Origin of the sequence: Desulfobacter latus (assembly GCF_013389365.1) — a bacterium.
Classification (GTDB): domain Bacteria; phylum Desulfobacterota; class Desulfobacteria; order Desulfobacterales; family Desulfobacteraceae; genus Desulfobacter; species Desulfobacter latus.
The window spans coordinates 1-12233 of sequence record NZ_JACADJ010000027.1 but is presented as its reverse complement, the minus strand read 5'-3'; the positions used below and the strand labels follow the sequence as shown (position 1 = coordinate 12233).

Here is a 12233-nt window from a genome sequence, read left to right as displayed (position 1 = left end):
CGGCCGGCCAACCGAACAATCAAAAAAGCAGAAAGGAAACACCGTGAACAATCAAGCCGACATCGGAGTTGTGGGACTGGCCGTCATGGGTGAGAATCTGATTTTGAATATGGAAAGCAAGGGCGTTACGGTGGCCTGCTACAATCGCACCACGCGCAAGGTGGATGACTTTATCAACGGCCGTGCCGCCGGGAAAAATATCATCGGCTGTCACACGGTCGAAGCGCTTGCAGGAACGTTGAAGCGCCCGCGCAAGGTCATGTGCATGATCAAGGCCGGCGCACCTGTAGATGCCTTCATTGAATCGGTCATGCCCCATCTGGAAGCCGGCGACATCATCATCGACGGGGGCAACGCAAACTTTGTCGACACCAACCGGCGGGTGGCGGCGGTGGCGCGCCAAGGGCTCCACTTTGTAGGGGCCGGCATATCCGGTGGCGAAGAGGGTGCCCTGCTGGGGCCGTCCATCATGCCGGGCGGCGCTGCCGCGGCCTGGGCGTCGGTCCGGCCGATCTTCCAGAAGATCTGCGCCTACACCGACGACGGAGAACCCTGCTGCGACTGGGTCGGTGAGGGCGGCGCAGGCCATTTCGTGAAAATGGTGCACAACGGCATTGAATACGGCGACATGCAGCTCATCAGCGAGACCTACCAGATGATGAAGCAGGGCCTGGGGCTTTCCAACGCGGCCATGGCCGATGTGTTCGCCAAATGGAACAACGGCCCGCTTAATTCCTATCTGATTGAAATCACCAGGGACATTCTAGGCTACAGGGACGAGAACAATGAAGCCGTGGTGGATCAAATTCTCGACACGGCCGGCCAGAAGGGCACCGGCAAATGGACAGCCATTAACGCCCTTGATGTGGGCCAGCCCCTGACACTGATCGGCGAAGCGGTTTTTGCGCGCTGCCTGTCGGCCCTCAAGGATGAGCGCACTGCGGCCGCAGGGGTGCTCAAGGGACCCCAGACCGTGTTTGAAGGCGACCGGACAGCGATGATTGATGACTTGGAACAGGCGCTCTACGCCGCCAAAATCGTTTCCTATGCCCAGGGCTATCAGTTGATGCGGGCTGTGGCCGCCGAGCAGGGGTGGGATCTAAACTATGGCGGCATCGCCCTGATGTGGCGGGGAGGATGCATCATTCGTTCGGCATTTCTCGGCAGGATCAAGGCGGCGTTCGACACCGATGCGGGCCCGGTCAATCTGCTCCTGGCGCCTTTTTTCAGGCAGGCCCTGGAAACCGCCCAGGACGGCTGGCGGCGGGTGGCGGGTACGGCGGTGCAACTGGGGATTCCCCTGCCGGCCATTGGCGCGGCATTGGCCTACTACGACGGGTATCGCGCAGAGCGCCTGCCGGCCAATTTGCTGCAGGCCCAGCGCGATTATTTTGGCGCTCACACGTATGAGCGCATCGACCGGCCCAGGGGAATGTTTTTTCACACCAACTGGACAGGCCGCGGAGGTACGACCGCATCGTCGACCTACAACCGTTAAGGGAAGAAGGAGACTATGTTTCAGTGACAAAATAATCATTTTTCAGGAGCCTCAAAATGGAAATCACTGCAGAGCATCAACGCCTTGAAGCGTACCGAAAGCGCCGGGCCAACTGGAAAAAATGGGGTCCCTATCTCAGCGAAAGATCCTGGGGCACCGTCCGCGAGGACTACAGCGCCGATGGCAGTGCCTGGGACTATTTTCCCCACGATCACGCCCGCAGCCGGGCTTACCGCTGGGGGGAAGACGGCATTGCCGGAATTTCGGACCGCCATCAATATATCTGTTTGGCCCTGTCCCTCTGGAACGGCAGGGATCCGATCCTCAAGGAGCGCATGTTCGGGCTGAACGGCGCCGAGGGCAATCACGGCGAGGATGTCAAGGAATATTACTTTTACCTCGACAGCACCCCCACGCACAGCTACATGAAGATGCTCTATAAATATCCCCAGGCCGGATACCCGTATGCCGATCTGGTTTCCGAGAACCGGCGGCGGGGATTTAAGGACTTCGAATATGAGCTTCTGGATACCGGTGTATTCGATGGCGACCGCTATTTCGATGTGGTGATCGAGTACGCCAAAGCCGGCCCTGATGATATTCTGGCCGGAATAACCTTGATTAACCGTGGGCCGGATACCGCCGGATGCGCGGCACTGCCCTGCCTCTGGTTTCGCAACACCTGGTCCTGGGGCTATGAAACCGGCCCGATGAACGATGTTGCCGGCCGCCCGCACTTGAAACAGATCAAGGCGCCCGACGTTCTTTCGGCAGTGAAGATTCAACACCCGGCCGCCGGCGGTTACTTCTGGTACATTGAAAACGCCGATGACCTGCTTTTCACGGACAATGAAACGAACGCCGCACGATTCGGCAATACCCCCAACGCCCACCCTTTTGTCAAAGACGCCTTTCACCGCTATCTGGTGGACGGCGAAACAGATGCCGTTAACCCGGCTAAAGAAGGCACCAAGGTTGCAGCGCTGTTTGACGTTGATATCGATCCGGGTCAATTGCGGACATTTCGTCTGCGGCTAGCCCGCACCGGGCATGAGAAACCCTTTGCCGAATTCGATGCGATCCTGGCCGCACGTCAGACCGAAGCCGATGAATTTTACGACTCGATCCAGAATCCGGACCTGAGTGCAAACGAAAGAGATGTGCAGCGGCAGGCCCTGGCCGGCCTGCTGTGGACCAAGCAGTTTTACTATTACAATGTCGAGCAGTGGCTTCAGGGCGACCCCGGCCGGCCGGCGCCCCCGGCTTCCCGCCGCCATGGGCGCAACAGGAAATGGGCGCACCTCAACAACTTCGACATCATCTCCATGCCGGACAAGTGGGAGTACCCGTGGTTTGCGGCCTGGGACTTGGCGTTTCACTGTATTCCGCTGGCCCTTGTGGATGCCGATTTCGCCAAACGCCAACTCGACTTGATGGCCCGGGAGTGGTATATGCACCCCAATGGTGCGCTCCCGGCCTATGAATGGCAGTTTGGCGACGTCAATCCCCCGGTGCATGCCTGGGCGGCCTGGCGGGTCTACAAAATCGACGCCAAGCAGCAGGGCGCCGCCGACCGGAGCTTCCTGGAGGGCATATTCCACAAGCTGCTGCTCAACTTTACCTGCTGGGTCAACAGGAAGGATATGGATGGCAACAACGTGTTCCAGGGCGGTTTTCTGGGGCTGGACAACATCAGCGTATTCGACCGCAGTGCGCCGCTGCCCACCGGAGGCCACATTGATCAGTCCGACGGGACGTCCTGGATGGGCTTTTACTGCCTGGTCATGTTGAAAATCGCCCTGGAGCTGGCCAGGGATAACCCGGTTTATCAGGACACGGCCAGCAAATTCTTCGAGCATTTTCTGCGCATCGCCCGTGCCATGACGGACGAATGCCATGGCGGCAAAAGCCTGTGGGATGAGTCGGACGGATTCTTCTACGACGTTCTGCACCTGCCGGGTGGGGGCTATGCCAGATTGAAAGTTCGATCCCTGGTCGGCCTGATGCCGCTGCTGGTCGTGGAAACCCTGGAGCCCGATCTGGTCAATCGCATGCCGGACTTCAAAAGGCGCCTGAACTGGTTCTTTGAAAACCGCCTCTATTTGCGGGACAGCGGTGATGTGGCCTGCGTCAAAGCCCAAGGCGAACATGCCCGCCGGCTTCTGTCGGTGGTCAACCGCGAACGGCTGATCCGGACCCTGAAGCCGATGCTGGATGAAAACGAATTTTTATCCCCGTTCGGTATCCGCTCGATATCGAAATTTCACCAAGCAAGGCCCTACCATTTTCATGTGAATGGCCGGACCCACACCATCTCCTACCAGCCGGCCGAGTCTGAAAGCGGCTTGTTCGGGGGCAATTCCAATTGGCGCGGTCCGGTCTGGTTTCCAATCAACTACCTGCTGATCGAATCCTTGCAGAAATACGATCATTACTATGGAGATACGCTGAAAGTGGAATGCCCCACCGGATCCGGAAACATGATGACCCTTGGTGAGGTGGCCACTGAGCTGTCCCGGCGCCTGATTCGCCTGTTTTTGCCGAATGGCGACGGCGGACGCCCCATCTACGGCGGTCAGCGGATGTTTCAGAATAATCCCCACTGGTGCGATCACATGTTGTTTTATGAGTACTTCCACGGTGACAACGGGGCTGGACTGGGCGCTTCCCATCAGACCGGCTGGACCGGACTTGTGGCCAAACTGATCCAGCAATCCGGCGGATGGGAAAATAAGGAGCGGTAGCATGAAGAATGAACACGGGCATTTTTTAAAGGGAGAAAAAGTCGTCCTGGCCGGGGATATCGGCGGTACCAAGACCCACTTGGGCCTTTATGCCATCGACGCCGGCGGACCCAGGACACTGGAGGTGGTTACGTACCCCAGCCGGGATGTGGCCGGTCTGGAGGAGATGATCCGCGATATCCTCGCTCGCCGTGAAACGACCATCGTGGCCGCCTGCTTCGGCATCGCCTGCCCGGTGGTGGGCGGTGCCTGCCGTCCCACCAATCTGAACTGGTCGGTTTCCGAGGATCGTCTGCGCCGTATATTTGGCTGGCGGCAGGTAGAGATTCTCAATGATCTGGCCACAACGGCCATCGCCGCGCCGCGGCTGGCATCCAATGTCCTGACTACTTTGAATCCCGGTCAGCCGCAAAATGGTGGAAACATGGCGCTGGTTGCCCCGGGAACCGGTCTGGGGCAGGCCCTCCTGCTCCCGGAGCTAAAGGGATACCGGCCCGTGGCATCGGAGGGCGGCCACGCCGACTTCGCCCCCAACAATACAGCGGAGCTTGAGTTGTGGCGGTTCCTGCACCAACGCTTCGGCCATGTGAGCGTCGAGCGCGTGCTCTCGGGCCAGGGACTCGTTAACATCTTTGATTGGCTGTGTTCCAGCGCCGGCCAAGCGCCTTCGCCGGCGGTCCGGCGGGCCATGGCGACCGAGGATCCGGCCGCGGTCATCACCCGCCACGCCATGGACGGGGACGATTCACTCTGTTCGGATGCCCTGCAGCGGTTTTGCCGCATCTTCGGCGCGGTGGCGGGCAATCTGGCGCTCACCGGCATGGCCACGGGCGGCGTTTACTTAGGGGGCGGCATCCCGCCTAAAATTTTACCGGCACTGAAAAAGGCCGCCTTCATGGAAGGATTTATCGCGAAGGGCCGTTTTCACGACTTTATGACAGCCATTCCGGTCCAGGTCATCCGTGAAGACAGGGCGGCCTTGATGGGGGCTGCGCAACGCGCATACGAACTGGCAACTTGAAAAGGAACCCGCGATGAAAACAGAAAAACAGGACAAATTAAAGGCGAGTTTCGATTTTGCTAATCCTCATAAATATCCATATCCGGGTGATACTTTTTTGCACAATCTTGACATATACCATGACTGAACTCAGCCTCAGAGTGTTCATGAATATAGGATTCAATCTGAGTCCAGTAACCCTTGTCGTCACGAATTTTTTTACAATATGAACAGATAGGGAGCAGCCCGCTTAATTGCTTAACTTCGCTTAACGCCTTTTGCAGGTCAAATAGCAAACGCTCCCGTTCAATCTCATTGTGCTTTTTGCTGCTGATGTCATCAATTATCCAGACGACACCTTCATTTAAATCCGCAGGAATTTTAGAATCCAAAGCTTTTCCTGAGATCATACACCAAACAGAAGTCCCGTCTTTTCGTTTAAGTTGATATTCTATTTGAAGCATCTTTTTGCTTATTAACTTGTCAAAATAATTATTTCCAAATTCCTGGAAACGCTCTTCGCTCAAATGGAGGTCCATCATTGAGAAGCCCTGCATTTGTGCAGGTGTATTATAACCAAAAATATCAGCTAATCTCTGATTTGCTTTGTGGAGGAAGCGTCCCCCCTTGAGTACCATAATACCAATCTGGCTATTGTTAAATAAAGCTTCTAATTCACCCAGAGCTTCAGTCAATTGTGCGGTTCGCTCCGCTACACGGTGTTCAAGCTCATCACGGGATTTTTCCAATTGTTGTCTTGTCGTTTCTAAAGTGCCAACAAATCGGTTGTAATTTTTAACAACTTCACCCATTTCTCCTCCCCATTTGACATCTAATGGCCTTACAAAACCTGATTGAGCGCCTGTCTCAAATAAAGAAATCATCACCTGTAAAGGTTTTGCAAGCATAGAGCTTATCAACCAGGTAATGGGAATCATTAAAATCACCATGATAAAAAGAGTCACCCCAATTGAATAGGCTATTGTGGTCAATGGATAATAAAATTCTTCCAAATAGCTGGATGATGCAACGATCCAATCCAGTTCTGGAACATAATTAAAAACAACGAGCTTTTCACGGGCTTTTAATTCCCCCGGATTCTTCCATGGATATACTATTTTTCCATTTTTCTGTTCACAAATTTTTTTGATAAACATGCGTCGATTCACATCTTTTGAACTATAAATATTCGTCCCAGTGAGCTCGGGATGAATAACAAGTAGCCCATTGCTATCCATAATATAAGAATATCCTGTTTTCCCAAATGTGATAGAAAGAATATTTTGCTTGAAATCCTCAGTACTTAATATTTCTTGGAATTCGTCTCTATATGAGGAAACTGAGATTATCCAGTCCCATGGTGTAAAATAAGTCATGTAAAGGGCCTTGGCGCGTTTGATTTTTTCTCCAGGATTGGCCCAGTCATATTCAAGGTATCCCACTTTTTTAATTTTTTGAATTTTAATAAAGTTGTTTTTTGATAGATCTGTGCCGACAAGCTCCTCTTTTGGATGAACCTGTATGATTCCTTCGCGGTTTATGCAGTATATATAGCCACCTTTACCTATGGATTGTGATAAAAGGATTTGTTTTGCCCTTTTTTTTGCTTCTTGGGAGGAGATTAAACCATTATTGGCTTTGTTATATAGATCGGTGATGATGTCTTTATTATTTTCCGCAATAGCTCTTAAGTGATTCCGGATAGAAGCATTGATAGCCGTCTTCACCATGTTCAGAATCGTTTGAGTGGAATTTTTTAATTCATTTTCAATATTTTTTTCAATGGTCGTCCGTGCCACTGAATAAATCACAAGTCCAGCCAAACTCAAAATAAACAAAAAGGTGAGTGAATATGACCATAACAGCCGATAATGAATGGATAGATTTTTTAAAAGCGATCGAATTTTTTTCATCATAAATCCTAATCTAATAATCTAATCCCTTTCACCAAAAGTTGTGTTACGATCAAGTAGTTGAATGTCATAAGGATTTTTCTTTTTAAAAAAAGAAAACATTTTTCTAAATCAAAGTCAAGGAATCCTTCCTAATAAAAAAATAATTTGTAATCCTAAATAAAACCAATATAAAAATACTATTTTTGAAGTTTGAGTATCGTTTTCCACATTTTTAGAAAAAGGTAAGCATATGAAAAAATACATGGTTATTTTGGCACTGATTCTTTGTTCAGTAACGGTAAATGCAGCAGAGAAAATTACCCTGTCTACGCTAGATTGGGAACCATATATCGGCAAGGAGATCAAAGACAACGGCTATGTGGCGGTTCTCGTCAAAGAGGCCTTCCGGCGGGGCGGACTTGAGGCCGATTTCCAGTTTGATCGATGGAGCCGGGTCGTGGGGCTTGCAAAGAGCGGACAGGTGGACGGCTATTTTCCCGAGTACTTCTCAGAATCGATAAAGGCATATGCCTTATTTTCGGATCCCTTTCCCGGAGGCCCCATCGGATTCTTCAAATTAAAGCATAAGGATATCTCCTTTAACCGGCTTGAAGACCTCAAGGGATTAAAAATCGGAACGGTAAAAGGATACGTGAACACCAAAGAATTTGACGAGGCCGATTACCTGAACAAAGATGCGGTCAAAGATGATCTGACAAATTTTAAAAAACTGGCTGCCGAAAGGCTTGATCTCGTTGTCGCGGATAAATTTGTCGGCTTGAACCTGATCAAAAAACATATGCCCGATAAAGCCGGACAAATTGAGTTTATGGCAAAATTCCTGGAGGAAAAGGATCTGTTTGTCTGCATCTCAAACAAGGTGGCCAATGCAGATGCCAAGGTAGAAGCATTCAACGCGGGGCTCAAACAGATGAAGGCCGATGGCACCATAGATAAAATTCTCATTAAATACGGATTCTAAAACACCTAAATTTGATTGATACCGGCGATCCATAAGGAACCCTATGACCGATTCCAAATCATCCTTTGGTCTGAAGGATATAAGTATTGCTGTAAAAACATCCCTTGTAAGCGGAATGGTTGTCCTGGCGCTTCTGATGATCATTGCCGTGATCATTTTGTCCATGGAAACCAAGATGATCGGGTATATCATTGACAGTCTGGTCGAAAAAGAGATGACAACTTCCCAGAACCTGGCAGAGAAAGAAAAAAAGGAACTGGCGCATCGGCATCAGATCAACGCCGGAATCTGCTCTGGCCTGGCCGCCTCCTTTGTGTACAATTTCGAGCCGGAAGCTCTTAACAGCAGCCTGGAAACCTTTCTCAACCTCCCGGACATCATCGCTATTCAGGTGACCGATGCCCGGAAAAAGCCTTTTTCGGCCATCTGGAAAAAAAATGGGTCCATCATGAAAGCCGAGGCCTTGGCGTCGGACTTGGGTCTGGATGAAAAATTATCGCTCACAAGCAACATTGTCATGGAAAAGGAATACATCGGTTCTATCCGACTCTTTTATTCGGATAAGCTGGTGAACGATACCCTGGCGCAGAAGAGAATAGAGAGCCGGAAATCTGTCGAACGTTTTAAAAAAGATATCAATGCCAAGGTGAATAAAGATTTGGCCATCAAGATTATCGCCTTTGCCATTGTTCTGGCGGCGCTGGTGGCCACCATATTTTTCACCTTGAAATTTATTGCGGTCACCCCCCTGGAAAAGGTAACCGCCGGCCTTAAAGATATTGCAGAAGGCGAAGGCGATCTGACCAAGCGGCTGGAAATTACAAGCAAAGACGAAGTGGGTGAGCTGGGGCGCTGGTTTAATACCTTCATCGGTAAAATTCATGAAATTATCCAGGATCTTGCCGAGAGTGCCGGCAGGCTGAACACCTCTTCGGAAAATCTCATGCAGCTCTCCGGCCGGATGACGGAGAATGCGGACCAGACTTCGAATAAGACTAAAATCGTATCGACCGGTTCCTCATCCGTATCCGAAGCCATGAATAGCGTGGCCACTGCCATGGAGGACGCGGCATCCAATATCAATATGGTGGCTGCCGCCGCCGAAGAGATGACAACCACCGTCGGAGAGATTTCAAGCAATACGGAGCGGGCCAACACCGTCACCCAGGATGCGGTGGCGCATGTCACCACGGCCTCGGATCAGGTTGGAGAACTGGGCACAGCGGCCCGGGAAATCGGCAAGGTGGTCGAGACCATTACCGATATTTCCGAACAAGTGAACCTTTTGTCCCTGAACGCCACCATTGAAGCGGCCCGGGCCGGGGAGGCCGGAAAGGGATTTGCCGTGGTTGCCGGAGAAATCAAAGCCCTGGCCGGCCAAACCTCTGCAGCCACCAATGAAATCAAATCCCGGGTTGAAACTATCCAGGGCGCCACAGGCGTCACCGTGGAGAAGATCAAATCCATCTCTTCCATTGTCAACGACGTGAACCAGATCGTATCCACCATTACTGCGGCGGTGGCGGAACAATCAACAACCACCCGGGAGATCGCCGGAAATGTGGGCCAAGTGTCCGACGGCATCAGCCGGGTCAATGACAGTGTCAACAGCATCAGCAGTGCCGTTGCAGATATGGCTGCTGAAATTGCCCAGGTCACGGCGGCTTCGGACGATATTTCCTCCAAGAGCGGTGAGGTCAGCCAGAATGCCGAAGAACTGGCCGCATTGTCCCGGAAACAGAATGAAGTGGTCAGCCGGTTTAAAATATAGCGTTCCCCCTGCGGGGGGAACCTGTCACTCTTTGGCTATCGACGGTTCATCATATGCCGGTATCAGAATAGTAAAGACAGATCCTTGGTTTTTTTTACTGTCACAAACAATTGATCCGCCGTGTTTTTTTACAATCCCGTGGACAACAGCTAAACCGAGACCACTTCCTTCCCCAACACCTTTTGTCGTGAAATAGGGTTCGAATATTTTTTCAAGTATCTTTTTATCCATACCAATACCATTGTCACGCACCGCTAACTTTACATATGTGCCTGATGCCGATGTTGGAATTAAAAACGCCTCATTTTCTTCTAAGTTTGTGTTGCAAAGTTCAATATCGATTGTCCCGCCGGATATCTGCAAGGCATCAACAGCATTATTACACAGGTTAATCAGTATTTGATTGATTTGAGTGGCATCACCATAAATGGGCAGACAATCAGGGGATATCTTATCCCTGATTTCTATATTGGTCGGTGTGGTGGATCGGATTAATTTCAGCGATTCTCTGACAACAGATCCGATTTCGATCGGTTTCTTGCTCGAAGCATCATGTCTGCTGAACGTAAGGAGATGTCTAACAATATCCCTTGCGCGAAGACTTGCCAATCGTATCTCTTCTGAATTTTCTCTTGCAAGGCTTTTTTCCGGCAAGTCTTCCATGATCAATTCATTATTTCCAATTATAATACTCAGAATATTGTTAAATTCATGGGCAATGCCACCGGCCAAAGTGCCAATTGATTCCATTTTCCGGGCTTGATTCAGTTGGGTTTGGAGTTTTTTCCGTTTCAATTCGGCCATCCTGCGTTGGGTATCGTCGTGCATGGCCACAACAGCACCGATGATCTTCCCGGCATTATTTTTTAACCGTTGTCCGTTGCAGACAAGATGACGCAGACTGCTGTCTCCGGTAGCCACCACAATTTCTGCATCCCGGACGTGTTCTCCTGTAAGGGCACGATACAATGGGATTTCTTCTACAGGAAGCGGAGTTATGCCATCCGCCTTGAACAGGCTGTAGTATTCAGACCACTGTTGCGGTTTAACAGGCTGTTCCGGCAGGCCGTGCAGCTTGCGTGCAGCTTCATTGAATTGAACAAGCGTGCCGTTTTCATCACAAATAACAATGCCTTCTTCAATATTGTCGAATACCGCGGTCAGAAATTTTTGCTGGCTTTCAAGATCATTTTTTGTTTGCTTGTGATCTGTGATATCCAGGGCGGTGAACGTCACCCCCTTGGCATGATCCGCCACATCCACAAATGTAGAACTGAGGATCACATCTACAATACTCCCGTCTTTTCGCTGCCAGCGGGTTTCAACTTTGCCGATGCCGTGTTTTGTTATTTGGTCATACTTTTTCCGGCCGACAAATTCAAAAGCGGCATCGTCGGGATAGAGTATCCGGGCACTTCGGCCGATCAGTTCGGATTCGTCATATCCACAGATTTCACACATGCGGTTGTTGACTTTTTTAAGTACCCGGTTGACAACAAAACCGATGCCCACAGGCGCAGTTCTGAAAATACTTTTTATTTCTTCTTTACTCGCTTTAAGCGTTTTCTCAATTTTGTATCGTTTCTTTAGGTGGACTGTCTGCAGAACAACGATAATCATTAATGAAAATAAAGAACATAAAACAAAAGAAATAAGGTGTTTGTATTTACCCCACAAGGTGTCGGGACGATTCATTAAATGAACACCTTCGGGCAGGTCTTTCAGCGTAAGGCCGAATCGCCTGATCTGCTGATAATCGATAAACGGAATATTGGGACTTTCCATAATAATCGGAATATCATCTGCTGAGGTCCCTTCGAGAATCTGGATAGAAAGCGCCGCTGCTTTTCGTCCTTGTTCCATGGCACTGACCAATACGCCCCCGATCGCCCCAAGGCCCATATCAAAATCCCATGCCGTAAAAATCGGCAGGGCCACCTCTTTGGATAAAATCGCCATGGTTTCATGGATGGATACAAAATGTTCTTCTGCGTTGAGCAGGTTGTTAAGGCGGAATAAGAGCGTATCCGGCGAGAATTTCCCAAGCACATCATGGACATCGGTATTTTTCAAATTTAAAACTTCTGAAAAAACAGCTCTATTCTTGAATTGGTCTGCGGTATTCCGGAAAACATTCAGATTGTTTTTGCCGACAGCCGATTTATCATCACATACCGCAACGATATTTTTCGTATCGGGAAACAGATGGAAAGCCAGGGCGCATTCCCATTTTCCCGGTTTTAAAAAAGCCTATCTTTTTATGAAAAAAGCATGATATGAACTCTCGAAACAATACTATCTGAGGAGCAAATATAATGGAAATGAAGAAAGCCGAAGACTGTG

Annotated in this window: 7 protein-coding genes; 5 read left to right on the top strand and 2 right to left on the bottom strand. The window is 50.2% G+C overall.

The annotated features are described in order from the left end of the window. The first annotated feature begins 43 nt into the window (after positions 1-43). Genes gnd through glk form a run of 3 tightly spaced genes read left to right on the top strand, consistent with a single transcriptional unit; the run spans position 44 to position 5263 of the window. On the top strand, positions 44-1498 hold the full coding sequence (gene gnd / locus HXW94_RS09410; protein WP_178366647.1) for a decarboxylating NADP(+)-dependent phosphogluconate dehydrogenase: 1455 nt from the start codon (positions 44-46) through the stop codon (positions 1496-1498). 56 nt (positions 1499-1554) lie between these two features. After that, positions 1555-4242, top strand: coding sequence for an MGH1-like glycoside hydrolase domain-containing protein (locus HXW94_RS19500; protein WP_178366646.1), 2688 nt, complete (start codon positions 1555-1557; stop codon positions 4240-4242). A gap of 1 nt (position 4243) precedes the next feature. Further along, on the top strand, positions 4244-5263 hold the full coding sequence (gene glk / locus HXW94_RS09400) for a glucokinase (protein WP_178366645.1): 1020 nt from the start codon (positions 4244-4246) through the stop codon (positions 5261-5263). A 59-nt stretch (positions 5264-5322) separates the two neighbouring features. Here the strand turns inward: glk and HXW94_RS09395 are convergent, their stop codons facing one another. After that, a complete protein-coding gene (locus HXW94_RS09395; protein ID WP_178366644.1) occupies positions 5323-7158 on the bottom strand; it encodes a cache domain-containing protein in 1836 nt (611 codons plus the stop codon). A 229-nt stretch (positions 7159-7387) separates the two neighbouring features. Between HXW94_RS09395 and HXW94_RS09390 the strand changes: the two genes are divergently transcribed. Further along, positions 7388-8119, top strand: coding sequence for a substrate-binding periplasmic protein (locus HXW94_RS09390; RefSeq protein ID WP_178366643.1), 732 nt, complete (start codon positions 7388-7390; stop codon positions 8117-8119). Between the two features lie 43 nt (positions 8120-8162). Continuing rightward, on the top strand, positions 8163-9890 hold the full coding sequence (locus tag HXW94_RS09385) for a methyl-accepting chemotaxis protein (protein WP_178366642.1): 1728 nt from the start codon (positions 8163-8165) through the stop codon (positions 9888-9890). Between the two features lie 24 nt (positions 9891-9914). Here the strand turns inward: HXW94_RS09385 and HXW94_RS09380 are convergent, their stop codons facing one another. After that, positions 9915-12095: a PAS domain-containing sensor histidine kinase gene (locus tag HXW94_RS09380; RefSeq protein ID WP_246293817.1), complete on the bottom strand. Its 2181-nt coding sequence runs from the start codon at positions 12093-12095 to the stop codon at positions 9915-9917. Positions 12096-12233 lie beyond the last annotated feature (138 nt).

Excerpts from the sequence above, each read along its gene's own strand:
- HXW94_RS19500 (WP_178366646.1), top strand. The coding sequence starts at position 1,555 with ATGGAAATCACTGCAGAGCATCAACGCCTTGAAGCGTACCGAAAGCGC.
- glk (WP_178366645.1), top strand. The coding sequence starts at position 4,244 with ATGAAGAATGAACACGGGCATTTTTTAAAGGGAGAAAAAGTCGTCCTG.
- HXW94_RS09395 (WP_178366644.1), bottom strand. The coding sequence starts at position 7,158 with ATGATGAAAAAAATTCGATCGCTTTTAAAAAATCTATCCATTCATTAT.
- HXW94_RS09390 (WP_178366643.1), top strand. The coding sequence starts at position 7,388 with ATGAAAAAATACATGGTTATTTTGGCACTGATTCTTTGTTCAGTAACG.
- HXW94_RS09385 (WP_178366642.1), top strand. The coding sequence starts at position 8,163 with ATGACCGATTCCAAATCATCCTTTGGTCTGAAGGATATAAGTATTGCT.